The following is a 24922-nucleotide window of genomic DNA, read 5'->3' on the forward strand; positions in this document are numbered from 1 at the left end:
CGAATCCGGTCTCTCGCGCTGATGGAATTCTCTCCCCAACAGGACGAGGCGCTGCAAGCGGTCGCCCGCTGGCTGAAGATCGGCCAGCCACAGCTGTTCCGGCTGTTCGGCTATGCCGGCACCGGCAAGACGACGCTGGCGCGCTATTTCGCCGAGCATGTCGACGGCCAGGTGCAGTTCGCCGCCTTCACCGGCAAGGCGGCGCAGGTGCTGCGCTCCAAGGGCGCGGTCAACGCCCGCACCATCCATTCGCTGATCTATAGGCCGAAAGGCGAGGAATCGGTGTCGGACGAAATCACCGGCAAGACGTCGATGTCGCCGACTTTTTCGCTCAACCGGCAGAGCCCGATCTCGCGCGCCAAACTGGTCGTCATCGACGAATGTTCGATGGTCGACGAACAACTTGGCCGCGACCTGATGAGTTTCGGCACGCCGATCCTGGTGCTCGGCGACCCCGGCCAGCTGCCGCCGATCTCGGGCGGCGGCTTCTTCACCGACCACGAGCCGGATTTTCTGCTCACCGAAATCCACCGGCAGGCGCGCGACAACCCGATCCTGCGGCTGGCGCTCGATGTGCGCGAGGGCCGCGAGTTCATGCGTGGCGACTATGGCACGGCGCAGGTGATCGGCAAGGAAGACGTTACCCAGGAACTGGTGCTGAAGGCGGACCAGGTGCTGGTCGGCACCAATCGCACGCGGCGCCGCTACAATCAGCGGCTGCGCGAGCTCAAGGGCTTCAATGCCGATTATCCGCAAGCCGGCGACAAGCTGGTCTGCCTGCGCAACGATCCGGCAAAGGGCCTGCTCAACGGCTCGCTGTGGAAGGTGATGACATCGTCGCGCGAGACGGTGAAGCCCGGCATCAACCTTCTGGTGTCGCCGGAAGAGGACGATCCGGATCGCGGCGTCGCCAAGATCAAGCTGCTCAAGGCGGCGTTCGAGGATCCGGACGCCGATATCCCCTGGCAGCAGAAGAAGCGCTTCGACGATTTCGACTATGGCTACGCGCTGACCGTGCACAAGGCGCAGGGCTCGCAGTGGAACGAGATCGTGCTGTTCGATGAAAGCTGGGCCTTCAAGGAAACCCGCCAGCGCTGGCTCTACACCGCCATCACGCGGGCGGCCGAGCGGCTGACGATCGTCAGGTAGGGGCGCCGGATGCTGTTGCCCCGATAGGCTGTGCGGCAAGCCATTGCCAGGCGGCAGCCTCGTCCTCCGTCCTGAAATGCCTGATTTCGATGGGTGGTGAGGACGGCAGAAAGCGTTGTGCGTCCGCTATCCAGTCCGGTTCGCCGATCGTCGCGCAACGGTCGACATGTTCCAATGCATGAATGGCGCCCTGCTTCAGGGTCTCGTCAGCGATGTCGGCCCAGTCGACGCCGTCGTGGTCGACGAGGCGCACCAGCACATCGACGCGCGGATGCAGGGCGTAGGCTGCCTCCAGCAATCCGAAAAGATTTTCACCATCGGCCGCGGAAACATGCCCGACGACATCGATGGCGAAAAGGTCGTCACGGCTGGTCTCGATACGGCGGATTGCCGGCACCTCATCAAGAAAATTCATCGGCGCTACCTTTCCCCGCTGGTTCATCAGGCTTGGAACACCCGAAACCCCCAGTCTGTTCCCACCAAAGGCATTACTGTTCCCGTCAAAGGCATTATAGGTGGGCGCGTCTAACGATTTCCGAGGCCACCCGCATGCCTGCAAAGCTCTCCGTCAACCTCAATGCCATCGCCATGCTGCGCAACCGGCGCGACCTGCCGTGGCCCAGCGTCACCGGCATCGGCCGCATCGCGCTGGCGGCCGGAGCGCATGGGCTGACGGTGCATCCACGCCCCGACGAACGGCATACAAGACACTCCGATCTGCCCGAGATTCGCTCGCTGATCGACGACGAGTTTCCGCGCGCGGAATTCAACATCGAAGGCTATCCGACCGAGGATTTCCTGTTGCTTGTGGAAAAGCATCAGCCCGAACAGGTGACTTTGGTGCCGGACGATCCGGCTCAGGCGACATCGGACCATGGCTGGAACTTCGCTACCCAGGCCGCGTTCCTCACACCGATCGTCAAGCGTCTGAAAAAGGGGGGCTTTCGCGTGTCGCTGTTTTCCGATCCGGACCCCGATTGGGTGGCGGCCGCATGCGACACCGGCGCCGACCGCATCGAGCTCTATACGGGTCCATACGGCAGCTATCACACAGATTCCGCCAAAGCGGCCAAAGAGCTGGAAAGGCTGGGAAAAACAGCAGACGCCGCGCTTGCCGCCGGGCTTCAGGTCAATGCCGGGCACGATCTGGTGGTCAGCAATCTGCCGGCACTTGCCAGGCGCATTCCGGCATTGGCCGAAGTGTCGATCGGACATGGGTTGACAGCCGACGCGTTGGAGTATGGCATGGCCGGCACGGTGGGTCGGTTCCTCAAGGCCTGCGGGTGGTAGCAATGGCAGCCTCGCATGGCAGGCATGGCTGCCATTACGCGACGGCACTTGATATTGCATTGCAGCAAGCGTAGAGCACCGCGCGCTTATCGGAGTGTCGTCCATGGCCCTTACCAATAATGGTAGTGAGGCAGAACCCGTCGAACAATCGAGCCATTCGGAAGTCGAACAGCACAGCACCAAGGTTCTGATGCTGGGCGCGCTCGGTGTCGTCTATGGGGATATCGGCACCAGCCCGATCTACGCCTTTCGCGAGGCGCTGGTGGCATCTTCCGGCGGAGAAGTGGCCGACCGCGGTGACATCCTCGGCGTTTTGTCGCTGATCATCTGGTCGCTGACCATCATCGTCACCATCAAATACATCATGTTCGTGCTGCGGGCGAACAACCGCGGCGAGGGCGGCGTGCTGTCGCTGATGGCGCTGGCGCGCGGCAGTTTCCCCAAGCGCTCGGCGCTGATGCTCGGCATCGGCATCGTCGGGGCGTCGCTTTTCTTCGGCGACGCCGTCATCACGCCGGCGATTTCGGTGCTGTCGGCGGTCGAAGGCATGAACGTCGTCACGCCGACCTTCCAGCCTTATGTCGTGCCGCTGACACTGGTCATTCTCGCCATGGTGTTCGCGGTGCAACGTTTCGGCACGGGCGGCGTGGGATTGGTGTTCGGTCCCGTGACGGCGGTGTGGTTCCTGGCGATCGGCCTTTCCGGCCTCAACCACATCATCGCCGATCCGGAAATCCTGTGGGCGATCAGCCCGCACTACATCGTCGCCTTCCTGATCAATTCGCCCGATGTCGCTTTCGTCACCATCGGCGCCATCTTCCTCGCGGTCACCGGCGCGGAAGCGCTCTATGCCGATCTCGGCCATTTCGGCCGCAAGCCGATCGTGCTCGCCTGGCTGTGGGTCGTGTTTCCGTGCCTGCTGCTCAATTATGCCGGGCAGGGCGCTTTCGTGCTGGCCAAGAACGGCGTCGTCGGCCATCCGTTCTTCGAAATGAATGAAGGCTGGACGCTGATCCCGATGGTCGTGCTGGCGACCGCCGCCACGGTCATCGCCAGCCAGGCGGTGATCTCGGGCGCCTTCTCGTTGACCAGGCAGGCGGTGCAGCTCAACATGCTGCCGCGCCTGGAAATTCTACATACGTCGGAGAAACAGTCCGGCCAGATCTACATGCCGCGCGTCAACCTGCTGCTGGCGCTGGTGGTGATGATGCTGGTGGTGGGCTTCGGCGAGTCCAGCAGGCTGGCATCGGCCTACGGCATCTCGGTGACCGGCAACATGCTGGTGACCACGGTGCTGTTGTTTGTGGTCATGACGCGGATCTGGAAATGGAAGCTGTGGCTGGCGGTCTCGCTGACGGCGCTGTTCGGCTTCATCGACGTCGGTTTCTTTGCCTCCAACATCGTCAAGGTGTTTGAGGGCGGCTGGGCATCGCTGGCCGTTGCCTTCACCATCGTGCTGGCCATGTGGACCTGGGTGCGCGGCAGCCGCTATCTGTTCGACAAGACCCGCCGCAACGAGATCCCGCTCGATTTCCTCGCCGGCAATCTGTTGAAGAAGAAGCCGCAGCTGGTGTCAGGCACCGCCGTGTTCCTGACCAGCGATCCGCTCAGCGCGCCAACCGCACTGATGCACAGCCTGAAGCACTACAAGGTGCTGCATGAGCAGAACGTCATCCTTTCAGTGGTGACCGCGCCGCAGCCGGTGGTGCCCGACAGCGACCGGGTCAAAATGGAGACGGTCAACGAGCTGTTCATGCGGGTAACGCTGACCTTCGGCTACATGGAGCAGCCCAACATCCCGCGCGCGCTGGCGATCTGCCGCAAGCAGGGCTGGAAATTCGACATCATGACGACTTCGTTCTTCCTGTCGCGGCGTTCGCTCAAGGCCTCGCCCAATTCCGGCATGCCGGTGTGGCAGGACCGGCTGTTCATCGGCCTGGCGCGCACGGCGGCCGACGCGACGGAGTATTTCCAGATCCCGACCGGGCGCGTGGTGGAGATCGGCACTCAGGTGGCCATCTAGGACATGCCGATATTCAGGTGAGGCCGGCCTGCGAACGGCAGGTTCCTGCGCTTCCGGTACTCACGGACCAAGTGTCCGCTCCGTTCCGGTTCTCGGAACCCACATTCTCGGTCCAGCCTGACCTGAATCTCGACATGTCCTGGCGAATGAGCTGTGTCTTGCGGCACAGTCCATGTCACTCCGCTTCAACCGGCCAGCGCGGCCTTGTTCGCCTCGAGGAACTGCTTCAGCGTTCTTGGCTTGCGGCCGGAAAGCGTCTCGACCGAGTCCGTCACCATGGCGATGCGGCCGGAGCGCGTGTTGACGTCGAAGGACACGATGACTTCAGCAAAATCCTCGGGAACGCCTGATGCCTTTACCCCTTCGGTGAGCGCTTCATCCGGAACCTGCACGACATCGAGCGACTTGCCGGTGACCTCGCTTACCAAGGCGGCAATCTCTGCGGTGGTGTAGGCGTGCGGACCGGTCAAGGTGTAGGTCTTACTTTCGTTTGAAGCGCCAGCGAGGCTGGCGGCGATCGCCGCTGCCATGTCGTCGCGCGCACCGTGGGCAATGCGCCCGTCGCCGGCCGACGTGTACCATTTTCCCGAGGCGATCGCGTGCGGCAGGGCCATGAACAGGTTCTCCTGGTACCAGCCGTTGCGGAAGATCGTGTAGGGGATGCCGCTCGCCTTGATCGCCTGCTCGGTGCTGTAGTGGTCATCGGCAAACAGGACCGGCGATACCGGCTCCGGATTGGGCATCGAGGTGTAGAGCAGATGCGAAATGCCGGCATTTTTGGCCGCGGCGACGGCATTTTCGTGCTGCTTCAGGCGCCTGCCGCTTTTTAGATCGAGATCGCCGGTCGAAATGATCAGCACCTTGTCGGCGCCTTTGAATGCGGTTTCCAGCGACGCCGCGTCGTTGAAGTCGGCGGCCCTGACAACGACGCCGCGCAGCGCCAGATCGGCCACGCCTTCCGGATTGCGTGTGGCGGCGATGATGTTTGCCGGTGGAACTTTGTGCTTGTCCAGGAGATATTGGACGACACCGCGGCCGAGCTGGCCGGAAGCGCCGGTGACGAGAAGGGTTTCGGTCATGGAAGGTCCTGACATTGCGCCGCTAAGGCGGTTCGAGTGGCAGTCTCAAAAAGAGACCAGCACTAAAATAGGAATTGACCTGGTGCCGTAAAGAAGGCAGTTTTTCGGGAGGTAGGCACACGCAGGGAACCAGCCATGGACGGCAAGGTCATCAATCTGAAGTCGAAGTTGGAGGTCTACAAGGCCATCTCAGGCGGCGGCAATATTGCCAATTGTCCGGTTCGCGAGGTCATCCAGGGGGTGAGCGGCAAATGGAGGTCGCTGCTGATGATGGCGCTGGCTGAAAAACCCTATCGCTTCGGCGAGTTGCGGCGCCTTGTGCCCGACATTTCGCAGCGCATGCTGACCCAGACGCTGTACGATCTTCAGCGCGATGGCTATGTGCATCGTGAGGTGTTCCCGACCAAACCACCAAGCGTCGAATACAGCCTGACCGATCTCGGGCGCTCTATGTTCGGCGCCTTTCATCAATTGATTCTGTGGGCCGAACTCAACCATGATGCGGTGCGCGCAGCGCGCGCCGATTTTGATGCGTCCCAGGCTTGAACGGCCGCCAAGGCCCAGGCTTGAACGACCGCTAAAGCCCCAGGGTGCGGCTTGATTTCGCCGGGCTGCTGAAGGATTGTCCCGGCCAGTTCGGCTGTGGGGGCATTGGCATTTCCTACGACATCGCAATAGCAGGCGCCGGGCCGGCGGGACTGGCCATGGCGCTCTATCTCAAGCGCGCCGGGCATCGGGTCACGGTCTTCGAGCGCTTCGATGAGCCGAAGCCGGTCGGCTCCGGGCTGATCCTGCAGCCGACAGGGCTGACGGTGCTGGCCGATCTTGGCCTGCTCGACGACATGCTGGCGCTGGGCAGCCGCATCGACCGCCTGCATGGCGCCGATGCCACCACAGGCCGTACCGTGCTCGATGTCCGCTACGATGCGCAACGCGGTGGCCGCTTCGGGCTGGCGGTGCACCGGGCGGCCTTGTTCGGCGTGCTCTTCCGCGCCGCCCAACGCGAAGCGATCGCCATCGAAACCGGCGTCGAGATCGAGGCCTTGGAGACGGGCGAACGGACGACGCTGATCTGCGGCAACGGACGAAGGGCGGGGCCGTTCGACCTCGTAGTCGACGCCAGCGGTTCGCGCTCGAAACTGTGCCGCGCAAGCGCTGCAGGCGAGCCACGACCGCTCACCTATGGCGCGTTCTGGGCCTCGCTTGGCTGGCGCGGCGACGGTTTCGATGAGCGCGCGCTGCTGCAACGCTACGACAGAGCGAGCGTGATGATCGGCGTGCTGCCGATCGGCCGGCCGCAGCCGGGCGCTGAAAAGATGGCGGCATTCTTCTGGAGCCTGAAGCCGTCGGACGCCGATGAGGTGCGCGTCCGGGGCCTGGATGCCTGGAAGGAGAGGGTGATCCGGCTGTGGCCGCAGAGCGAGGCGTATGTCAGCCAGATCGACAGTTTCGACCAGCTCTCGCTGGCGCGCTATGGCCACCACACGATGAAGCGGCCGGTTGGGCGGCGGTTGGCCATCATCGGCGACGCGGCGCACTCGACCAGCCCGCAGCTCGGGCAAGGGGCCAATATGGCGCTGCTCGACGCCGCGGCGCTCAGCCATGCGCTGGCGCGGACGGACAGTGTCGAAGCGGCACTTGAAGCCTATGCGAGGGCGCGGCGCTGGCATGTCCGCATCTTCCAGGCGCTGTCGCTGGCGTTCACGCCGTTCTACCAGTCGGATTCGGTGGCGCTGCCCTTCATCCGCGACAGGCTGGTGGCGACGGTGGCAAAAATCCCGCCGGCGCCGCAGTTTCTCGCCTCGATGGTGGCCGGCACCGTAATCGATCCGTTCAAGCGGATAGGACTGGTCGAAGCGCGGTGGCCGGATCGTTTTGGCCAATGAGGCTCGAAAGGTACGATCCCTTTGCCCGCAGGAAGGCATGCAGGCGCTGTGAGTAGTCCGGCGCCACGGCTTGCCTGATCGACGGGCGTTCACTCAACGCCCGGCGCCAGGCGCGGACGAGGGGCTTTCGGTCAAGAATGCCGAAATCACCGATCCGGTCGAAGACATCGAGATAGCGGAAGACCGGACCGTAAACGGCGTCGACCAGCGAAAAGTGCTTGCTGGCGAACCAGGGGCCGCCAGGCTCGTCCGCCAGCTCGGCTTCGAGACGGTCGAGCATGGCGGATAGCGCGCTGGATTCGTCAAGGAAGCCGGCCTCGGTCGATGTTGAATAGAACCGACCGATGGCGTTGAGGGTTGCCGAACCGAACTCGATCCAGGCGCGATGCCGGGCGCGGGCATAGGGATCGGCCGGGTGGAGTGGATTGGCTTGCGTCTCTTCGAGGAATTCCAGGATGACGGCCGATTCGAAGATCACCGTTTCCTCGCCATTTCGCTGCACGCGCAGCAGCGGCACCTTGCCGAGCGGCGAGATCGCCTTGAACCAGTCCGGCTTGTTGGCGAGGTCGATATCGACGCGTTCGAACGGCACGCCCTTTTCGGTGAGCGAAATCGCGGCGCGCTGCACATAGGGGCAGAGGTGATGGCTGACGAGAATGAGCTTGTCGGCGCGTTTGCAGATTTCGTGTTTCATCGGATTGGCTTTCCCTGATTAATGCAATTGCATCTATGTAGATGCATATGCATTGATCGTCAAGCTTGATGCAATTGCATCTATCGTCTAAGGATGCGCCATGACCGAGAAAGCCACGCCTTCGCCCGAAGCCATCAAGGCTTGGGCTCGCCTGATGCGCGTATCGCGCCAGTTGATGGAGAGCGCCGAAGAGGCATTGAAGGCCGTCGGTCTGCCGCCGCTTGCCTGGTACGACGTGTTGCATGAGCTTGCCGAGGCGGGCGAGGGCGGGTTGCGGCCGTTCCAGCTCATCGAGCGCACGCTGTTCGCGCAATACAACATTTCGCGCCTGCTGACCCGGCTCGAGGCCGATGGGCTCGTCGAGAAACTGCCGGTGGCCGATGACGGCCGTGGCCAGACCATCCGCATCGCGGCCAAGGGGCGAGACATACGCCGCCAGATGTGGGCTGTGTACGGACGCTCGATCGCCGAACTGGTTGGCGCCAAACTGTCGGCGGATGAGCTGACCATGGTCTCGGCACTGCTTGGACGGTTGCGCCATCCGCCAGCCAGCGATTAAGCGAGCCTGTCGCGCCAGCGCCTGTCCATTTTGCAGATATTTTGCTCTCGTCCTCTTGCGCACGGCCTCGGATCGCGCAATATGCCGAACCGTAACGTACGGTACGGCTTATCGGGAATGCCGACCTTTCGAGAGAAGAGCGTGTTGCACATCGTGCCTGACATCGACACCAGCGAAGCGCTGACAGAGCGGCAGAAGGCCGTGCTCGACGCGGCGTTGCGGCTGCTGGTCGAAGAGGGCGACCAGCTGACCATGACCGCCGTGGCGCGCCGCGCCAGCTGTTCCAAGGAAACGCTCTACAAATGGTTCGGTGACCGCGACGGGCTGCTGACGGCGACGGTGCAATGGCAGGCCTCTAAAGTGCGGGTGGCACCGGTCGACCGCAAGGGGCTCGATCTTGCCTCGCTGACCGCGAGCCTCGAGCGCTTCGCCTCGGATTGGCTCAAGGTGATTTCCAGCGACACGTCGATCGCGCTCAATCGGGTGGCGGTCAGCCATGCGGGCTCCGGCAAGGACAATCTCGGCGCCGTGGTGCTGGAGAACGGCCGCTTCGCATTGGCCAAGCGGCTGAAGCCGGTGCTCGAGGCCGGCCGACGGACCGGGCTTTTGGATTTCGCGGATGCCGAGACGGCGTTCCGCACCTTTTTCGGGCTGGTCGCCCGCGATGTGCAGATCCGTCTGCTGCTCGGCGACCGGCTGGAATTGACTGAGGCGGCGATCGGCGGCGATGCCGCGCGGGCGACGCAGCAGTTTCTCGCTCTTCATGGAGCAACAACCGGCCGCAAGGCCCTAGAGCCGGATGATTTCAGGTCAAGTCGACCTGAAATCTGAATCCGTCTCTAAATCAAGAAGATAGAGCATGATGTCGTCCGAAAACCGCTTCACACTTTTCGGCATCATGCTCTGATTTATAAACGGGAAGGAAGACAAAATGCGCGTCTATTACGATCGTGATGCCGATCTCAATCTGATCAAGGGCAAGAAGGTCGCCATCATCGGCTATGGCAGCCAGGGCAGGGCGCATGCGCTCAACCTCAAGGATTCCGGCGCCAAGGAGATCGCAATCGGCCTCAAGGCCGGCTCGGCAACCGCCAAGAAGGTCGAGGCCGACGGTCTCAAGGTGATGAGCGTGGCGGACGCGGCCAAATGGGCCGACCTGATGATGATGGCAACGCCGGACGAACTGCAGGCCGACATCTACAAGAACGAGATCGCGCCGAACATCCGCGATGGTGCCGCTATCGCCTTCGCGCACGGCCTCAACGTGCATTTCGGCCTGATCGAGCCGAAGTCGACGGTCGACGTCGTCATGATCGCGCCGAAGGGTCCCGGCCACACGGTGCGCGGCGAATACCAGAAGGGCGGCGGCGTGCCGTGCCTGGTCGCCGTCAACCAGGATGCCTCGGGCAATGCGCTCGACCTGGCACTGTCCTACGCCTGCGGCGTCGGCGGCGGCCGTTCGGGCATCATCGAGACCAATTTCCGCGAGGAATGCGAGACCGATCTGTTCGGCGAGCAGGTCGTGCTGTGCGGCGGCCTGGTCGAGCTGATCCGGGCCGGTTTCGAGACGCTGGTGGAAGCCGGCTACGCGCCTGAGATGGCCTATTTCGAGTGCCTGCACGAGGTCAAGCTGATCGTCGACCTGATCTATGAAGGCGGCATCGCCAACATGAACTACTCGATCTCGAACACCGCCGAATGGGGCGAATATGTCTCGGGTCCGCGCATCATCACCGCCGAGACCAAGGCCGAGATGAAGCGCGTGCTGAAGGACATCCAGACCGGAAAATTCACCTCGGAATGGATGCAGGAATACCGCGCCGGCATGTCCCGCTTCAAGGGCATCCGCCGCAACAATGACAGCCACCAGATCGAGGAAGTCGGCGCCAAGCTGCGCGCGATGATGCCGTGGATTTCCAAGAACAAGCTGGTCGACAAGGCGAAGAACTGAGCGAAATCCACAAGCGCTCGAAAATAGCAGCTTCCATGAACAAGAAACGGCGCCACGTGGCGCCGTTTTTTCATTCTGTCGGTCAGCTCAGCTACAGGGCCAGCCCATCAATAGGGTGAGTAGCACTGCTGGCGCGGGCCGTTGTAGGGCTGGAACGTGTTGTCGTAGGCCCGGTACGACCGGTAGCGGTTGTAGCACCATTGGACATGGGCGCTCGAAAGCCGTCCCGCGCGGTAGTAGCGGCGCGGCGCCGGCCGGTCATAGTAGTCGTAGTTGTTGTACATGCTGCCGAGGCCAAGCCCCAGGCCAAGGCCCAGGATCGCGGCACTCGCGCCATCATCGTAGTAACGGCCGCCGCGATAGTGATGGCGACCATGGCGCCAACGCCAGTTGTCTCCACCATTCCAGTGACCGCCGCCGCCGTGCCAGTGCCGACGGCCGCCGTCCCAATTGCCCGACCGGCGCCATCTCCAATTGTCGTTGTTGAACTGACGGTTGTTGTTGCCGCCCGCCCAGCTGTCGCGGACCGGCGTGACATTCGGCGCCGCGGTGCTGGTGGGAATCGACAGGTCCGGCTGCATGATCGGGCCGGCGGCGGACGGTGCGGTGACGCCGGAGAGGATACCCAGGGCTATCAGCCCCGATTTGACCGTGGAAGAAAAGAGCGAATTCATTGCACTCTCCAAGAGTTACAGGCCCCACGCCCACCCGAGGAATGGGGCAACAATGGATGTTTGCATCTGAACGGCGGATGAACGGAAAGGTTCCGTCAACCATGACGCGAACGCACCCAGGACCAATCGATCTCAGATGGTGGTCCTGCGCGCTTGTTTTCCGAAGCACTTGCGGGCAAAGGTCATGGCATGTCGCTGCGCCTTGCCACCTTCAATGTCGAGAACCTGATGAACAGGTTCGATTATTCCGGCTATCGCAACCAGCTCAACGAGGATCGAACGCTGGCGCTGTTCGATATCCAGAGCGAGGCGGAATACAGGATGCTGGAGCAGGCCCGCGCCATCGCCCAATCCGACGACACGCGCCAGCTGACGGCGCTGGCAATCGCTGCCACCCGGGCCGACATCATCTGCATGCAGGAGGTCGACAACATCGAGGCGCTGAAGGCCTTCGAATATGGCTATCTGTTCAAGATGGTGGGGCAGGGCTACCGGCAGAAATACACCACATCGGGCAATGATTCACGCGGCATCGACGTTGCCGTGATGATGCGCAATGAGACCGCCCAGGGCCAGCCGATCGAATTCGTGCGCATGACCAGCCACGCCTATGTCACCTACGAGCAGTTCGGGCTGCACACGCCGGAACTCGAGGCACTGGGCAATCAGGCCAATGAGCGCATTTTCCGGCGCGACTGCCTGGAGATCGACGTCACCGTGGGCGGCGTGCCGCTGACGCTCTATCTCGTGCATTTCAAGTCGATGGGTTCGCCGCGCAACGGGCTCGACGGGCGCGAGGCGACGATGCCGGTGCGCATCGCGGAGGCGCAGGCCGTGCGGCGCATCATCGAGGAGCGCTTCGGCAAGGACTATGCCGCCGACAAACGCTGGGCAATCTGCGGCGACATGAACGATTACCGCCAGCGTGTGAAGGTGGCCGGCGATGCGATCGACGGCTATCGCTTCGAGGTGGTCGACGAAGCCCTGTCCTGCATCAACGTGCTGACGGCCGGCGGCTTCTGCGAAAACGTCGTCGAGCGGCGGCCGGAGATGAACCGCTGGAGTTTCTACCACACGCGCGGACCGGAAGAGCGGCATCTGTGCCAGCTCGACTACATCCTGCTGTCGAAGGGGCTCGCCGCCAGCAACGCGACGGCTGTTCCCGACATCATCCGCAACGGCCAGCCCTGGCGCACCATTTTTCCGCCGGGGCAGGAGGTCGACCGCTTTCCGCGTGCCGGCTGGGACCGGCCGAAGGCGTCGGACCATTGCCCGGTGGCGATCACGCTGGACATGACCTGACGCATGAGTTTCGACCTGCCACGCAACGTCATCCTGCCGGTCGACGCCATCGACGTCCGGCTCGATCCCGGTCCGCACCCGTTCGCAAGGGACAATGCAGAGGCGATCGCCGAGAACTGGCAGCACGAAATCGCTGCCAATCCGGCGCTGTTCGACGGCATGGTGGTGCTGCTGTCGCAGCTTGCCTACCGCGACAACCGTCTCGCCGGCCGCTGCCATGCGGTCAACTATTCGACTTTCATGCTGTGGCGGAAGCGGCGCGAGAATTCGGGCGCCGAGCATGCCTATGCCCATGCCATGCTGGTGGCTGCCGACAATGCGCTGGTGGCGATCCGCATGGGTCCGCACACGGTCAACGCCGGCCGCGTCTATTTTGCCGCCGGCTCATTCGAGCCGGTGGATTTTCGCGATGGCCTGGTCGATGTCGATTTCAACATGATCCGCGAAGTGCGCGAGGAAACCGGCCTCGACCTGTCAGGGGCTCATCGCGGCAAGCGCTACCACGCCATGTCGACCAACAGCGGCACGGTGATCTTCCGCCGCTACCACGCGGCGGCGCCCGCCGACGAGATCGCCCAGCGCATCTCAGCCTTCGTCGCCACCGAAACCGAGCCGGAGATCGACGGGCCAGTGATCATCCGCCATGCCGCCGACCTGCCGGTCGGCCTGTCACCGCACATGAAGCCGCTGATCGAGTGGCATTTCGCAAACGGGAGTTAAGGGCGCGTCTTGTTCTGTGCCGCGTTGCGATCGTTGCGGGCGGCGACGAGGAACAGGATGAAGCCGATGCCCAGCAAACCGCCCATCGCCATTCCCATGGTCTGGCCGACGACTGCCTGAAAATCGGCTGTGACGCGATCGGGATTGGCCATGCCGAAGCGGGCGAGATACCACCAGATGCCTGCAAGGAAGGCCTCGATGATGACCATCGCCAGGATCAGTCGCGCCTTCTTGCTCATCGGCTATTCCTCCACCCAAGCGTGAATTGCCCTAGCATCATGAACGGCGCGACGACAGTGGCGGGGCTGGGTGGAAATGTCGAAGATTGTGCAAAAACCCGTCGGAGCGCCGGCCGCGTTTCGGCCGGTTGCCCTATTCGTGCCTAAGTGCGTCGATCGGGTCGAGCCTGGCGCCGCGCAGCGCCGGGAAGAAGCCGAACACCATGCCGATCAGGGCGGAAAAGCCGACGGCGAGCAGGATCACCGCCGGGCTCGGCGCAAACGGGATGGTCAGCGTCACCGCGGCGAGGCCGGCCAGCGCCAGCCCGATCAGGATGCCGATGATGCCGCCGAGCAGCGACAGCACCGTCGCCTCGACCAGGAACTGGATCAGGATGTGCTTTTCATGCGCGCCGATGGCGAGCCTGATGCCGATCTCGCGGGTGCGTTCGGTGACCGACACCAGCATGATGTTCATGATGCCGATGCCGCCGACCAGCAGGCTGACGCCGGCGACGGCGCCCAGCATGCCGGTCATGGTGGTTGTGGCGCTGGCCATGGCGTCGGCGATCTGGGTCATGTCGCGGATGGCGAAATCGCTTTCACGATCGGGCGTGATGCGTCTGGCGTCGCGCAGAATGTCCTCGACGCGCGGCTGCAGCTCGCTGGTCGGCGTGCGGTCATCGGCGGCGATGTAGATGTTGTCGATGTCGCGGTTGCCGGCGATGCGGCGCTGGTAGGCGTGCAGCGGCATCAGCACGACATTGTCCTGATCCTGACCGAAGCCGGTATAGCCCTTGGGCTCGAGCAGGCCGATGATCTTGCAGGAGGTGCGGTTGACGCGGATGATCTCGCCCTCGGGATCGCCAGCGCCGAAGAATTGTTGGCGCACCGTCTCGCCGATCAGGCACACGCCGGTGCCCGAGCGGGTTTCGGAATCGCTGAACGGGCGGCCCGACACCAGTTTCCAGTCGCGCGCATCGAGATAGGCGCTGTCGGTGCCGGTGACGCCCGAGGTCAGGCTCTCGGTGCCGAAGATGACCCGGACCTGCTTTTGCGAAGCCGGCGAAATGGCGCGGGCGCCAGTCAGATGCGCAACCAGCGCCGCCAGCTCCTTTTCGGCCAGCGGACGCACCACCTGGTCGAGCCCGCCCGGGCCACCGGGACCGGCCGGGCGACCGGAGCGGACGACCAGCAGATTGCTGCCGAGCTTGGAGATGTCGGCCTTGACCTTCTGCGTGGTGCCCGAGCCGATGGTGAGCATGGCAATGACGGCGGCAACGCCGATGACGATGCCGAGCAAGGTCAGGAACGAGCGCAGCACGTTGCGGCGGATCGAGCGCAGCGACAGGCGGACGGTTTCCCAGATCATGGTTGTGCGATCTCCAGCTTCCTGGAATCGGAGGCGACGTGGCCGTCGAGGAAGCGGATGGTGCGTTCGGCATAGTCGGCGACGTCGGCCTCGTGGGTGACCATGGCGATGGTTAGGCCAAGCTCCTTGTTGAGCCGCGTCAGCAACTCCATGATCTCGTGCGTGCGGGCGGTGTCGAGGTTGCCGGTCGGCTCGTCGGCGACGAGCAGCGTCGGGCGCGTGACGATGGCGCGCGCGATCGCCACGCGCTGCTGCTGGCCGCCGGACAGTTCGGCCGGCGTGTGGTGCTCGCGGCCGACAAGGCCGACCTCCGCCAGGGCCTGCATGGCAAGGTCGCGGCGCTCGCGGGCGGCCACGCCGCGATAGATCAGCGGCAGTTCGACATTTTCGGCCGCCGTGGTGCGGGCCAGCAGATTGTAACCCTGGAAGACGAAGCCGACATAGAGGTTGCGCAGCATGGCGCGGCGGTTGCGGTCGAGGCGGCCGGCGTCGATGCCCATGAAGGAATAGGTTCCGGCCGTCGGCGTGTCGAGGCAGCCGATGATGTTCATCGCCGTCGACTTGCCGGAACCGGACGGCCCCATGATGGCGACGAATTCGCCACGCCGGATGGCAAGATCGACGCCGGCCAGCGCATGCACCTTGGCCTCGCCCTGGCCATAGCTCTTCCAGACCTTGTCGAAGGTGATGAGGGCAGCACCGGCAGCCACGGTATCAGCTCCGCTGCTGCGACGCGGTGATGACCTGTGCGCCTTCGTCGAGGCCAGAAATGATCTCGGTCAGTTCGCCGTCGGTCGAGCCGATCTTGACGTTGACCGGGTGCGGACGCCCGTTCTCCAGCACATAGAGCGTGCGCGAGCCGTCGGTGGGCACTGTGGCGGCCTGGCGCTGGCGGTTGCCGCCGGGGCGGCCCATGCGGCCGGTGAACAGGTCGCTGAGGCTCCAGCCGCGTGCGGCCTGCTGGGCAGGACGATAGCGGAAGGCGGTGGCCGGTACGGTGAGCACGTCCTTGGCCTGCTTGGTGACGACCGAAACGGTGGCGGTCATGCCGGGCCGCAGCAGCAGCTCGTTGTTGTCGACCTCGAGCCGCGCATTGTAGGTGACGACGCCGTCGGTGGTGACCGAGGCATAGGAGATGTCGCGGATCTCGGCATCGAACGGCCGCTCGGGGAAGGCATCGACGGTGAAGCGGGCATGCTGGCCGGATTTGACCGCACCGATGTCGGCCTCGTCGACCGCCGCCACCAGTTCCATGTTCCTGAGATCGGCGGCGATGATGAACAGCACCGGCGCCTGCAGCGAGGAGGCGACCGTCTGGCCGGGATCGACCGAGCGCGTCAAAACGATGCCGTCGATCGGCGCATAGATTGTGCTCTTGGCAAGGTCGGTCTGCTGCGCCTTGAGGTCGGCCTGGGCGATGGCGAGGTTGGCCTGCGCACTGTCGAGAGCTGCCTTGGAACGGTCGCGCGTGGCGGTTGCTGCTTCAAGCGACTGGTCGGTCGCCATTCCGCGCTTGGTGAGCGCTGCGGCGCGGACAAGCGCCTTCTCGTTTTCGGCCAGCGTAACCGCGGCGTCCTCGACATTGGCGGCGGCGGCCTTGGCCGAAGCTTCGGCGCGCTCGATCTGGACTTCGAGTTTCACCGTGTCGAGTGTCGCCAGCACGTCACCCTTCTTGACCTGCTGGTTCTCCTCGGCCGAGACCGAGCGGATGATGCCGGACAGTTCGCTTGAAATATCGACTTGGGTGAGTGGTTGCAGCGTGCCGGTCGCCGACACCGCGACTGTGAGGTCGGCCTTGGCGGCAGGCACTGTGGTGTAGTCAATCCTGGCCGGCGAGCCGGCATACCATTGATAGACGCCAAGCGCGGCGACGAGCACGATCAGCGCCAGCAACGCATAGAGCCACCCACGACGGCGCGATCTGCGCCGGCCTGTCTGGTCGAGCCCAAGCGCCGTCTCGATGGCGGAATCCGATTCCGTCTTTGGCAGATTGACAATCTGGTCCACGCTGGACCCCTATAATGCGCAATGTCCCTATCTGTGCACAGATCAGGCTTACCGGTTCAAATATCAAATTAAATTTCGCCCATGTTGGGATTGAGGCAGGAATGAAAACCCGGAATTACTTGCTTTACGATGTGTTTACGACCGAGCGACTGGCCGGCAATCCTTTGGCCGTCGTGCTCGACAGCAAGGGATTGGACACGGCCGCGATGCAGGCCATCGCGCGCGAATTCAACCTGTCCGAATCGGTGTTCGTCCTGCCGCCGGACAATCCCAAGCACAAAAACCGCATCCGCATCTTCACGCCCGACTATGAAATGCCGTTCGCCGGCCATCCGACGGTCGGCGCCGCGATCGCGCTGGCCGAACTTGCGGAGGAGGGCGGCGCCGGCATCTTCGTGCTGGAGGAAAACATCGGTCCGGTGCGGTGCGCGGTCAGCAAGCATGACGGCAACACTTTTGCCGAGTTCGATCTGGCGAAGCTGCCGGAGCCGCTGAAGCTCGATGCCGATCCGGAGGCGATCGGTGCCGCGCTTGGGTTGACGCCGCATGAGATCGGCTTCGAGAATCACCGCGTCGCATTCTGGTCGGCGGGCGTGCCCTATGTCACCATCCCGGTTGCCAATCTCGAGGCGGCGGGTCGCATCCGGCTGGACAACCAGGCCTGGTCGGAACTGGCGCCGCGCAAGAGCGAATGGGCCTTCGCCAGCCCCTATGTCTACTGCCGCGAGACGGTGAACCACGAAAGCGCCTTCCATGTGCGCATGATCGTGCCCGGCACGCCTTCCTACGAGGATCCGGCGACCGGTTCGGCGGCAGCCGCCTTTGCCGGCGCCATCATGCATTTCGACGCGCCGACCGATGGCATTTCACAGCTGTGGATCGAGCAGGGGCTGGAGATGGGCCGGCCATCGCGCATCCGCCTCGAACTGACCGTGCAAGGCGGAAAACTGGCCTCGGCGCGCATCGGCGGCAACGCAATCAAGGTGGCGGAGGGCAAGCTGTTCGTTTGATCGAACGCATGCTCGGTCGATTTGTCGGGAAATGATTCCGGCAGGGCTGGACAGGACCGATGGTGGCGGCTATATGCCCGCCAACGCCGGTTTTTGCCGGCCGAGTGGGTGCGTAGCTCAGTTGGTAGAGCAGCTGACTCTTAATCAGCGGGTCCACAGTTCAATCCTGTGCGCACCCACCAAATTCCTAGAAGAGTTGGTGGAAAGACCCTGAAAGCGAGACGCGTTTGGCGCATCTCGGGCAAGGCTGTCCGACCGTGATTCTTCAAACGCGCTATCCGGATCTTGTGGCGATTTAGCCGCGTTGAAAAATGCGGCTCAGAAACCGGCCGAATCGAAAAGCAAGGCTCCTTTCCCCGGCTGCAGCTTCGTTGGCGCCAATTCCGTCTTTTCCCCCCGGAGAAATCGCTGACGAGCCACCAGAAGAAGACCAGGAAGACAACGAAAATGCCGGTGTCGATCGGGCCATGACTTGAATAGCTGCTGTGACGGAACACAACAGCGACCGCCCCGGCGATAACACCGCAGCTGCGGCAGGATGAAATTTCTTCATCCACAAAAATCTATTTGAGAATCGCCGTTACGGTAAGATGCCTCCTTTGTCGTGACAACGGCATCTTTGTCGGCCGATACGGGGAATGAATAACTACTTCTCCGAAACGCCAGCCTCTGCAAAACTCGCCATGCGGGCATGGCACTCCAGCGCCGAGCGGACGATGTTGACGGCGAGGCAGGCGCCGGAGCCTTCGCCGAGCCGCATGCCGAGATCGAGCAGCGGCGGCAGGCCGAGCGCTTCGAGCAGGCCGCGATGGCCTGACTCAGCGGAGACATGGGCTGCGATGGTGTGGGCGAGGCCGGTCGGATGCAGCTTCGCCAGCGGGGCTGCGGCGGCGGTGCAGACGAAACCGTCGAGCAGCACGGGTATGCCGAGATGGCGGGCAGCCAGCGTGGCGCCGAAGATGGCGGCCAGTTCGCGTCCGCCGAGCACGGCAGCGATAGCAAGCGGATCGGCGAGGGCTGCGGCATGGCGCTTCAGGCCGGCTTCGATGGCGACCACCTTGCGCTTCAAGCCGGCGTCATCGACGCCGGTGCCGCGCCCTGTCCACTTTTCCGCGCCGCCGCCGAACAGGGCTGCTGAAACGGCCGCTGCCGGCGTCGTGTTGCCGATACCCATTTCGCCGAAGCAGATAAGGTCCAGATCCTTCGTCACCGCATCATAGCCGGCCGAGACCGCCGCCAGAAAGGGCGCTTCGTCCATTGCCGGACCTTGGGTGAAGTCGCCGGTCGGATGGTCGAGATCGAGCGGGATGACGTCGAGTTCGGCGCCGGCTATGCGGGCAAGCTGGTTGATGGCGGCACCGCCGCCAGCGAAATTCGCCACCATCTGCACGGTGACTTCCGAGGGATAGGCCGACACACCTTGCGCGGTGACGCCGTGGTTGCCGGCGAAGACGAAAACCTTGACGCGGTCGAGTTTCGGCATGTCGCGGCCCTGCCAGCGCGCCAGCCACGCGGCGATGGTCTCGAGCCGGCCGAGGCTGCCTTGCGGCTTGGTCAGCGTGTCCTGGCGGCGTGCGACCGCATTGGCCGCGGCATCGCTGCCAGCCGGCAGGTCGAGGCAGGCGGCGCGCAATTCACTAAGGGATTTGAAGGGCATGGGGGCAAAGTCTCCGAAAAGGAATCAGGCCGCGAGAATCAGGCCAAAGGGATCAGGAAAGCGCTACGGAAGCGACGAGCAGCACCGCGATCTCGCTTGCCTGCTGCAAGGCGCCGATCGTGTCGCCGGTCTGGCCCTCGATCTGGTTGAAGCAAAGGGCGCGGAATGCGGCAAACAGCAGGCCAAGCAGGATCAGCGCGAAGACGGCGCCGCCCAGCCCGAGCAAGAGAAGCGGGATCGCGCCGAGCAAGGCGCCGGCTATGGCGGTTTCCTGCGAGACGGTGCCGGCGTCGACCGAGAGGCCGTCGACGCGCGCTGGAGGCAAGAGATGCATGAAGGCGCCAAGCAGGCCGCGCGAGGCCGCGTGTGCGGCCAGGAGGGCAAACAGGGCCTGTGTGGGATCGACGAACTCCGACAGCGCGCTCCAGCGGACCAGCAGCGACAGAGCCAGCGCCGCCGCACCATAGGCGCCGATGCGGCTGTCGCGCATGATCTCAAGTTTGCGGCCGCGCGATTTGCCGCCGCCAAAACCGTCGGCGACGTCGGACAGGCCGTCCTCATGCAGGCAGCCGGTGGTGAGCAGGGTTGCCACGAGGGCAAGTGCGGCCGCCGGCCCCATGGCAAGGCCGAACCGTTCCGCCGTGGCAAAAACGATGGCGCCGATCAGGCCGACGACGAGACCGGCGATGGGGGCGGCCCAGATCGCCGCGGCAAGGCTGCGGCCGCGAAAATCGAAGACGGGCAGCGGCAGCCTGGTGAAGAAGACCAGGCAGAGCGCGATGTCGTCGACGACCTGTCGTGGTGAGAGGGCCAGATTCCCGAATTTCATGCTCTAGCCCCTCGCAATCGCATGGAAGAAGGTGCCGCTGACATGGCCGCGCCGGTAGCCCGAGGCGCCGATCGGATTGCCCTGGCCGTCCGCAAGGTCGGCCAGCGGCTCGTCATTGCCTGTCGCCGTCATCTGCGCATAGTGGAATTCGTGGCCCCGGATCAGCGCGCCCTGTGCACCCAGCGGACAATCGGCACGCAGCCGCGCCTCGCGGTAGCCGAGGTTCATCTTGCGCCTGGCGAAGCTGGTGGCATGGCCGAGCAGGCCGAGCATCGCATGCGTTTCGCCCGACGCGTCCTCCAGGGCTTCGCCGAGCACCATGAAGCCACCGCACTCGCCATGGATGGGCTTCGTCGCGGCGAAACGCGCCATGCCGGCGCGGAAAGTCGCGGCGGCGGCGAGCTTGCCGGCGTGAAGCTCGGGATAGCCGCCCGGCAACCAGCAAACGTCGCAGGTCCCGTCGGGCGCTTCGTCGACGAGCGGCGAGAACGGGACGATTTCCGCACCCGCCTTGCGCCAGTAGGCGGCGACATGCGGATAGAGGAACGTGAAGGCGGCATCCTCGGCCAGCGCGATGCGTTGGCCGGGCGGCGCCAGCGCGTCGTCGAAACCGCCGGGCGCGGGGGTGAGGGGCGTCGCCAGGGCCATGATCGCATCGAGATCGAGCGACTTTTCCGCCATGTCGGCCAGCCGGTCGAGATGCGCCATCAGGTCGTCATATTCGCCAGCCTGGACAAGGCCGAGATGCCGCTCGGGCAGGTTCAGAGTGGGATCGCGCAGGATGGCGCCGACGACCGGCAGGCCGATCGCCTCGATGGCCTCGCTGCACAGCTTGCGGTGCCGCTCGCTGCCCAGCCGATTGAGCGCGACACCGGCCATGCGCACGTCAGGATCATAGGTGGCAAAACCCTTGGCGACAGCCGCCGCCGTGGTCGACTGGCCGGAGACGTCGAGCACCAGCAGCACCGGCAGGCAGTAGAGGCGGGCGAGGTCGGCGGCCGAGCCGGTGCGCCCCGGCGAGGCCGGAATGCCGTCGAACAGTCCCATGGCGCTTTCCAGGATGACGAAATCGGTGTCATCGGCGGCTTGCGCGGCAAGCGCGTTGAGCAGCGATGGCGGCATCGCCCAGCTGTCCAGGTTGACGCCGGACAGCCCCGTGGCGGCGGTGTGGAAGCCGGGGTCGATATAGTCGGGGCCGGATTTTGCGCCGCGCACTTTCAAGCCGCGCCGGGTCAGCGCGCGCAGGATGCCGATGGTGACGCTGGTCTTGCCGGAGCCGGAGCGCGGCGCGCCGATGATGATGGCGCGGGCCGTCATGCTTGCCCCGCCAGGGCCGCGCGCATGGCAACGATGCCGCCAACGACGATCAGCGCCGGCGAGGCGAGACGGGCGGCCGCCGCTTCCTCGGCAATGGTGGCGAGCGTGGCGACGACGGTTCGTTCCTGCGGCGTCGTCGCGGCGACGATCACTGCCGCCGGTGTCGACGGCGCCAGCCCGCCATCGAGCAGTGCTGCGGCGATCAAGGGCAGATTGGCCATGCCCATATAGACGACCACAGGCTGGCCGGTGCGGGCGATCGCTGCCCAGTCGAGATCGTCATCGGTGCCGGCGGCGTGGCCGGTCGCCAGGATCACCGCCTTGTTGATGCCGCGCATGGTGGCGGGGATGCCGGTCGCGGCCAGCGCACTGAGGCCCGAGGTCAGGCCGGGCAGGACGCGGAACGGGATACTTTCCCGCGCCAGCGCCAGAGCTTCTTCGCCGCCACGGCCGAAAATATAGGGATCGCCGCCCTTCAGCCTGACGACGCGGCGGCCTTCGCGTGCGAGCCGGACCAAAAGGGCGGTGATGTCGTCCTGTTTCATCGACGGTTTGCCGCCGCGCTTGCCGGCAAAGAAAAGCTCGGCTTTTTCGGCAACTGCGACAATGTCAGGGGACACCAGTGCGTCGTAGACCAGCGCATCCGCCTCGGCCAAAGCCGCCAGCACTTCGAGCGTCAGGCAGCCGGGGGCGCCAGGGCCGGCGCCGGCCAGCCAGACATGGCCCGGCTCGAGCCGGCGCGGCTTGAAGTTCAGCCGGGACAAGGCTTTTTCGAGCGTGGCGTTTTCGCCGGTGTTTTTGGTGCTGCCGCTCACAATCCGTCCCGTCCGCGAAAACGCCGCTGATAATGGGCGTCGTATAATGAACTCTCGCCAAAACCTCGCGCCGCCAGCGAGCGGCCGACGAAGATGATCGCCGTGCGCTCCATCGGATCGGCGGCGAGCTGTGCCTCGATGGTCGCCAGCGTGCCGGTCAGCACGCGCTCGTCCGGCCAGGAAGCGCGGAAGACGACCGCCACCGGGCAACCGCCGCCATAGTGCGGCGTCAGTTCGGCGACGACGCGGTCGATGGCGTGGATGGCCAGATGAATGGCAAGCGTGGCGCCGGTGCGGCCAAAACCGGCCAGCGTCTCGCCGGGCGGCATTTTTGAGGCGCGCCCGGAAATGCGGGTCAGCACCAGGCTTTGCGCCACTTCGGGAATGGTCAGCTCGCGGCGCAATGCGGCGGCGGCAGCGGCGAAGGAGGGGACGCCCGGCGTCAGCGTATAAGGGATGCCGTGCTTTTCCAGCCGGCGGATCTGCTCGGCGACCGCGCTCCATACCGACAGGTCACCGGAATGCAGCCGGGCGACATCCTGGCCTGATTTGTGCGCCTCGAGATAGGCGGCCTCGATCTCGTCGAGCGACATCGGCGCGGTGTCGACCAGCTTTGTCCCCGGCGCGCAGTGCTGCAGCAATTCGGGCGCGACGATCGAGCCGGCATGCAGGCAAACCGGGCAGTTTGCCAAAAGCCTTGCGCCGCGCAGCGTGATGAGGTCGGCCGCACCTGGACCGGCGCCGATGAAATGAACGGTCATGGCGCATCTCCGCTGATGGCGATGGCGCAGGTGACCGGGCCGAGCACGGTGCGGGGGCCAAGCAGTTTTGCGCCTGTGCCGGCCACGGCGAGGGCGGACGCCTCGGAGACCGATGGTGTGCCGGCAACATCCTGCGAGAGATCGGAATGGCTGAGCGTATCCGACGAGGCAGCTTGAAGTGCTGAGTCGTCGACGACGATGACGGGAAGACTCAGCGTGCGGCCAGCGGCGGCGATCGCTTCTTCATCCTTCTTGAACGCGGCAGTCGCCAGTGCCGACAGCGCCGTCATCGCCAACCCATGCGCCTCCAGCGCCGTTTCGATCGCCGCAAGCACCTCTTCGACGCCCACGCCCTTTCGGCAGCCTATGCCTGCGACTATCATGGCTTCATCCAGCTCCATTGCGTCACTGGCATGGCCGGCCGCCAGGCCTGCATCGAGCCGACCGGCGAGGCCCGCGAGATGTTTATACGCGTGAGATCGCCGCCGAGCTTCGTATGCTGGGCAAGAAGCAGGGCTTCCATCTCCAGCGTCACCGCGTTGGCGACGAGACGGCCGCCAGTGTGCAGGGCCTTGATGGCAGCTTTCAAGACACCGGCATCGCTGCCACCACCGCCGATGAAGATCGCGTCTGGCGTGTCCAACCCGGCAAGGGCCTTGGGCGCGCTGCCTTCGACCACGACAAGGCCGGGAACGCCACAGGCAGCGGCGTTGCGACCAATACGGGCAGCGCGCACCGGATCGGCCTCGATGGCAAAAGTGCGCATGGAAGGGTGGGCCAGCATCCATTCTATGCCGATGGAACCGGAGCCGGCGCCGATGTCCCACAGCAACTCGCCGCGCCGCGGCGCCAGCGCCGACAGGGTGATCGCGCGGATTTCGCGCTTGGTGATCTGGCCGTCATGGTCGAACAGGTGATCGGCAAGGCCTGATGTGAGCGGCAGCACGCGCGCGTCCGGACCGGATTCAACTTCGACCGCCAGCACGTTGAGCGGATTGAGGTTTTCGAGGTCGAAGGCATCGGCGCGGACCGAGCGCTGGGTCTCGCTTGGCCCACCCAACGCCTCCAGGATCGTCAGCCGCGATGCGCCGAAGTCGAGTTCCGCGAGCAGGCGGGCAATCGCCGCGGGAGCCTCTGCATCCGAGGTCAGCGCCAGGATGCGCGCGCCTGGCTGCAGCAGCGGCCGGATCAGGTCGAGCGGCCGGCCGTGCAGCGAGACGGTTTCGATATCCTGCAGCGCCCAGCCGAGCCGGGCGGCCGCCAGTGAAACGGCTGAAGGCGCGGGGATAACGTGCATCTCCTGCGCCTTGACCTTGCGGGCGAGCGTGGCGCCGACGCCATGGAAGAACGGATCGCCGGACGCGAGCACACAGACGTTCCTGCCGGCAAGCGCCAGGACGTCAGCCATCTCGGCATCGAAGGGAACCGGCCATGGGCGCGGCTCGCCCTTGGCGAAGGAAGCGACTAGGGCGAGGTGCCGCTTGCCGCCGAAGATGATCTCAGCCTGGGCAATCCGCTGCTTGGCCTCGTCGCCGAGACCCGCTAAACCGTCCTCGCCGATGCCGACGACTGTCAGCCAGGCGGCTCGCGATTGACGCTCAGCAGGCAT

Annotated in this window: 26 protein-coding genes and 1 tRNA gene; 12 read left to right on the top strand and 15 right to left on the bottom strand. The window is 64.4% G+C overall.

The window, feature by feature from the left end:
- Window positions 1-21 precede the first annotated feature (21 nt).
- Entirely contained in the window at window positions 22-1149 is a 1128-nt protein-coding gene (locus tag P3C39_RS04665) for an ATP-dependent RecD-like DNA helicase (protein WP_063168263.1), read from the top strand.
- Here the strand turns inward: P3C39_RS04665 and P3C39_RS04670 are convergent.
- On the bottom strand, window positions 1142-1564 hold the full coding sequence (locus P3C39_RS04670; protein WP_013531056.1) for an STAS/SEC14 domain-containing protein: 423 nt from the start codon (window positions 1562-1564) through the stop codon (window positions 1142-1144). The genes P3C39_RS04665 and P3C39_RS04670 overlap by 8 nt on opposite strands.
- A gap of 134 nt (window positions 1565-1698) precedes the next feature.
- Between P3C39_RS04670 and P3C39_RS04675 the strand changes: the two genes are divergently transcribed.
- Together P3C39_RS04675 and P3C39_RS04680 are read left to right on the top strand one after the other, a co-directional pair.
- A complete protein-coding gene (locus tag P3C39_RS04675) occupies window positions 1699-2439 on the top strand; it encodes a pyridoxine 5'-phosphate synthase (RefSeq protein WP_224621265.1) in 741 nt (246 codons plus the stop codon).
- Window positions 2440-2542: 103 nt separating this feature from the next.
- The gene (locus P3C39_RS04680; RefSeq protein ID WP_013531058.1) at window positions 2543-4462 is read left to right on the top strand and encodes a potassium transporter Kup; all 1920 of its coding nucleotides are present in this window, start codon (window positions 2543-2545) and stop codon (window positions 4460-4462) included.
- A gap of 185 nt (window positions 4463-4647) precedes the next feature.
- On the opposite strand, the gene P3C39_RS04685 is transcribed toward P3C39_RS04680, so the two are convergent.
- Window positions 4648-5541 carry an SDR family oxidoreductase gene (locus P3C39_RS04685; RefSeq protein ID WP_275952773.1) on the bottom strand — a complete coding sequence of 298 codons (894 nt, stop codon included), beginning with the start codon at window positions 5539-5541 and terminating at the stop codon, window positions 4648-4650.
- 135 nt (window positions 5542-5676) lie between these two features.
- Between P3C39_RS04685 and P3C39_RS04690 the strand changes: the two genes are divergently transcribed.
- Together P3C39_RS04690 and P3C39_RS04695 are read left to right on the top strand one after the other, a co-directional pair.
- Window positions 5677-6087 (top strand): helix-turn-helix domain-containing protein, encoded by a 411-nt coding sequence (locus tag P3C39_RS04690; RefSeq protein WP_013531060.1) that lies wholly within the window; start codon window positions 5677-5679, stop codon window positions 6085-6087.
- A 44-nt stretch (window positions 6088-6131) separates the two neighbouring features.
- On the top strand, window positions 6132-7427 hold the full coding sequence (locus P3C39_RS04695; protein WP_275952774.1) for an NAD(P)/FAD-dependent oxidoreductase: 1296 nt from the start codon (window positions 6132-6134) through the stop codon (window positions 7425-7427).
- On the opposite strand, the gene P3C39_RS04700 is transcribed toward P3C39_RS04695, so the two are convergent.
- On the bottom strand, window positions 7375-8121 hold the full coding sequence (locus P3C39_RS04700; protein WP_275952775.1) for a glutathione S-transferase family protein: 747 nt from the start codon (window positions 8119-8121) through the stop codon (window positions 7375-7377). The genes P3C39_RS04695 and P3C39_RS04700 overlap by 53 nt on opposite strands.
- Window positions 8122-8221: 100 nt before the next feature.
- Here P3C39_RS04700 and P3C39_RS04705 point away from each other — a divergent pair, with 100 nt between their 5' ends.
- From P3C39_RS04705 to ilvC, 3 genes are all read left to right on the top strand, one after another.
- Window positions 8222-8680, top strand: a complete 459-nt coding sequence (locus P3C39_RS04705) for a MarR family winged helix-turn-helix transcriptional regulator (RefSeq protein ID WP_275952776.1) — start codon at window positions 8222-8224, stop codon at window positions 8678-8680.
- Between the two features lie 117 nt (window positions 8681-8797).
- Window positions 8798-9511 carry a TetR/AcrR family transcriptional regulator gene (locus P3C39_RS04710; protein ID WP_244514306.1) on the top strand — a complete coding sequence of 238 codons (714 nt, stop codon included), beginning with the start codon at window positions 8798-8800 and terminating at the stop codon, window positions 9509-9511.
- 100 nt (window positions 9512-9611) lie between these two features.
- A complete protein-coding gene (gene ilvC / locus P3C39_RS04715) occupies window positions 9612-10631 on the top strand; it encodes a ketol-acid reductoisomerase (protein WP_013531065.1) in 1020 nt (339 codons plus the stop codon).
- A 107-nt stretch (window positions 10632-10738) separates the two neighbouring features.
- Here ilvC and P3C39_RS04720 read toward each other — a convergent pair whose 3' ends face one another.
- Window positions 10739-11305 carry a BA14K family protein gene (locus tag P3C39_RS04720; protein ID WP_275952777.1) on the bottom strand — a complete coding sequence of 189 codons (567 nt, stop codon included), beginning with the start codon at window positions 11303-11305 and terminating at the stop codon, window positions 10739-10741.
- A 189-nt stretch (window positions 11306-11494) separates the two neighbouring features.
- Here P3C39_RS04720 and P3C39_RS04725 point away from each other — a divergent pair, with 189 nt between their 5' ends.
- The gene (locus tag P3C39_RS04725; protein WP_013531067.1) at window positions 11495-12607 is read left to right on the top strand and encodes an endonuclease/exonuclease/phosphatase family protein; all 1113 of its coding nucleotides are present in this window, start codon (window positions 11495-11497) and stop codon (window positions 12605-12607) included.
- Between the two features lie 3 nt (window positions 12608-12610).
- The gene (locus P3C39_RS04730) at window positions 12611-13327 is read left to right on the top strand and encodes a hypothetical protein (protein WP_013531068.1); all 717 of its coding nucleotides are present in this window, start codon (window positions 12611-12613) and stop codon (window positions 13325-13327) included.
- On the opposite strand, the gene P3C39_RS04735 is transcribed toward P3C39_RS04730, so the two are convergent.
- The 4 genes from P3C39_RS04735 to P3C39_RS04750 all read right to left on the bottom strand — a co-directional run bounded on the left by P3C39_RS04735 (window position 13324) and on the right by P3C39_RS04750 (window position 16924).
- Window positions 13324-13566, bottom strand: coding sequence for a hypothetical protein (locus P3C39_RS04735; protein ID WP_127368756.1), 243 nt, complete (start codon window positions 13564-13566; stop codon window positions 13324-13326). The two genes, P3C39_RS04730 and P3C39_RS04735, sit on opposite strands and share 4 nt — an antisense overlap.
- 133 nt (window positions 13567-13699) lie before the next feature.
- The gene (locus tag P3C39_RS04740) at window positions 13700-14917 is read right to left on the bottom strand and encodes an ABC transporter permease (RefSeq protein ID WP_063168255.1); all 1218 of its coding nucleotides are present in this window, start codon (window positions 14915-14917) and stop codon (window positions 13700-13702) included.
- Entirely contained in the window at window positions 14914-15627 is a 714-nt protein-coding gene (locus P3C39_RS04745; protein ID WP_013531071.1) for an ABC transporter ATP-binding protein, read from the bottom strand. The genes P3C39_RS04740 and P3C39_RS04745 overlap by 4 nt, the downstream gene beginning before the upstream one ends.
- A 4-nt stretch (window positions 15628-15631) precedes the next feature.
- Window positions 15632-16924: an efflux RND transporter periplasmic adaptor subunit gene (locus P3C39_RS04750; protein ID WP_275952778.1), complete on the bottom strand. Its 1293-nt coding sequence runs from the start codon at window positions 16922-16924 to the stop codon at window positions 15632-15634.
- Between the two features lie 101 nt (window positions 16925-17025).
- Here P3C39_RS04750 and P3C39_RS04755 point away from each other — a divergent pair, with 101 nt between their 5' ends.
- Together P3C39_RS04755 and P3C39_RS04760 are read left to right on the top strand one after the other, a co-directional pair.
- A complete protein-coding gene (locus P3C39_RS04755; RefSeq protein ID WP_027160563.1) occupies window positions 17026-17934 on the top strand; it encodes a PhzF family phenazine biosynthesis protein in 909 nt (302 codons plus the stop codon).
- 106 nt (window positions 17935-18040) lie between these two features.
- Window positions 18041-18116: transfer RNA gene (locus tag P3C39_RS04760), tRNA-Lys, on the top strand.
- 464 nt (window positions 18117-18580) lie between these two features.
- On the opposite strand, the gene cobT is transcribed toward P3C39_RS04760, so the two are convergent.
- The 7 genes from cobT to cbiE are packed head-to-tail and all read right to left on the bottom strand — an operon-like array spanning window position 18581 to window position 24922.
- Window positions 18581-19591, bottom strand: coding sequence for a nicotinate-nucleotide--dimethylbenzimidazole phosphoribosyltransferase (cobT, locus tag P3C39_RS04765; RefSeq protein WP_275952779.1), 1011 nt, complete (start codon window positions 19589-19591; stop codon window positions 18581-18583).
- Window positions 19592-19643: 52 nt separating this feature from the next.
- Window positions 19644-20420, bottom strand: a complete 777-nt coding sequence (gene cobS, locus P3C39_RS04770) for an adenosylcobinamide-GDP ribazoletransferase (RefSeq protein ID WP_275952780.1) — start codon at window positions 20418-20420, stop codon at window positions 19644-19646.
- 3 nt (window positions 20421-20423) lie between these two features.
- On the bottom strand, window positions 20424-21737 hold the full coding sequence (locus P3C39_RS04775) for a cobyrinate a,c-diamide synthase (protein ID WP_275952781.1): 1314 nt from the start codon (window positions 21735-21737) through the stop codon (window positions 20424-20426).
- The gene (cobA, locus tag P3C39_RS04780; RefSeq protein WP_275952782.1) at window positions 21734-22552 is read right to left on the bottom strand and encodes a uroporphyrinogen-III C-methyltransferase; all 819 of its coding nucleotides are present in this window, start codon (window positions 22550-22552) and stop codon (window positions 21734-21736) included. The genes P3C39_RS04775 and cobA overlap by 4 nt, the downstream gene beginning before the upstream one ends.
- Entirely contained in the window at window positions 22549-23313 is a 765-nt protein-coding gene (cobM, locus tag P3C39_RS04785; RefSeq protein WP_013531078.1) for a precorrin-4 C(11)-methyltransferase, read from the bottom strand. Before cobM ends, cobA begins: the two co-directional genes overlap by 4 nt.
- A complete protein-coding gene (locus P3C39_RS04790) occupies window positions 23310-23696 on the bottom strand; it encodes a cobalamin biosynthesis protein (RefSeq protein WP_275952783.1) in 387 nt (128 codons plus the stop codon). Before P3C39_RS04790 ends, cobM begins: the two co-directional genes overlap by 4 nt.
- Entirely contained in the window at window positions 23693-24922 is a 1230-nt protein-coding gene (cbiE, locus tag P3C39_RS04795; RefSeq protein ID WP_127385520.1) for a precorrin-6y C5,15-methyltransferase (decarboxylating) subunit CbiE, read from the bottom strand. Before cbiE ends, P3C39_RS04790 begins: the two co-directional genes overlap by 4 nt.

This window comes from Mesorhizobium sp. XAP4 (genome assembly GCF_029269325.1).
In the GTDB taxonomy this organism is placed as follows: Bacteria; Pseudomonadota; Alphaproteobacteria; order Rhizobiales; family Rhizobiaceae; genus Mesorhizobium; species Mesorhizobium ciceri.

Coding starts and splice junctions, on each gene's coding strand:
- P3C39_RS04755 (WP_027160563.1), top strand. CDS start 17,026: ATGAAAACCCGGAATTACTTGCTTTACGATGTGTTTACGACCGAGCGA.
- P3C39_RS04665 (WP_063168263.1), top strand. CDS start 22: ATGGAATTCTCTCCCCAACAGGACGAGGCGCTGCAAGCGGTCGCCCGC.
- P3C39_RS04790 (WP_275952783.1), bottom strand. CDS start 23,696: ATGATAGTCGCAGGCATAGGCTGCCGAAAGGGCGTGGGCGTCGAAGAG.
- P3C39_RS04740 (WP_063168255.1), bottom strand. CDS start 14,917: ATGATCTGGGAAACCGTCCGCCTGTCGCTGCGCTCGATCCGCCGCAAC.
- P3C39_RS04730 (WP_013531068.1), top strand. CDS start 12,611: ATGAGTTTCGACCTGCCACGCAACGTCATCCTGCCGGTCGACGCCATC.
- P3C39_RS04735 (WP_127368756.1), bottom strand. CDS start 13,566: ATGAGCAAGAAGGCGCGACTGATCCTGGCGATGGTCATCATCGAGGCC.
- P3C39_RS04700 (WP_275952775.1), bottom strand. CDS start 8,121: ATGAAACACGAAATCTGCAAACGCGCCGACAAGCTCATTCTCGTCAGC.
- ilvC (WP_013531065.1), top strand. CDS start 9,612: ATGCGCGTCTATTACGATCGTGATGCCGATCTCAATCTGATCAAGGGC.
- cobS (WP_275952780.1), bottom strand. CDS start 20,420: ATGAAATTCGGGAATCTGGCCCTCTCACCACGACAGGTCGTCGACGAC.
- cobT (WP_275952779.1), bottom strand. CDS start 19,591: ATGCCCTTCAAATCCCTTAGTGAATTGCGCGCCGCCTGCCTCGACCTG.
- P3C39_RS04725 (WP_013531067.1), top strand. CDS start 11,495: ATGTCGCTGCGCCTTGCCACCTTCAATGTCGAGAACCTGATGAACAGG.
- P3C39_RS04705 (WP_275952776.1), top strand. CDS start 8,222: ATGACCGAGAAAGCCACGCCTTCGCCCGAAGCCATCAAGGCTTGGGCT.
- P3C39_RS04720 (WP_275952777.1), bottom strand. CDS start 11,305: ATGAATTCGCTCTTTTCTTCCACGGTCAAATCGGGGCTGATAGCCCTG.
- P3C39_RS04710 (WP_244514306.1), top strand. CDS start 8,798: ATGCCGACCTTTCGAGAGAAGAGCGTGTTGCACATCGTGCCTGACATC.
- P3C39_RS04685 (WP_275952773.1), bottom strand. CDS start 5,541: ATGACCGAAACCCTTCTCGTCACCGGCGCTTCCGGCCAGCTCGGCCGC.
- P3C39_RS04675 (WP_224621265.1), top strand. CDS start 1,699: ATGCCTGCAAAGCTCTCCGTCAACCTCAATGCCATCGCCATGCTGCGC.
- P3C39_RS04690 (WP_013531060.1), top strand. CDS start 5,677: ATGGACGGCAAGGTCATCAATCTGAAGTCGAAGTTGGAGGTCTACAAG.
- P3C39_RS04670 (WP_013531056.1), bottom strand. CDS start 1,564: ATGAATTTTCTTGATGAGGTGCCGGCAATCCGCCGTATCGAGACCAGC.
- cbiE (WP_127385520.1), bottom strand. CDS start 24,922: ATGCCTGCTGAGCGTCAATCGCGAGCCGCCTGGCTGACAGTCGTCGGC.
- cobM (WP_013531078.1), bottom strand. CDS start 23,313: ATGACCGTTCATTTCATCGGCGCCGGTCCAGGTGCGGCCGACCTCATC.
- P3C39_RS04775 (WP_275952781.1), bottom strand. CDS start 21,737: ATGACGGCCCGCGCCATCATCATCGGCGCGCCGCGCTCCGGCTCCGGC.
- P3C39_RS04680 (WP_013531058.1), top strand. CDS start 2,543: ATGGCCCTTACCAATAATGGTAGTGAGGCAGAACCCGTCGAACAATCG.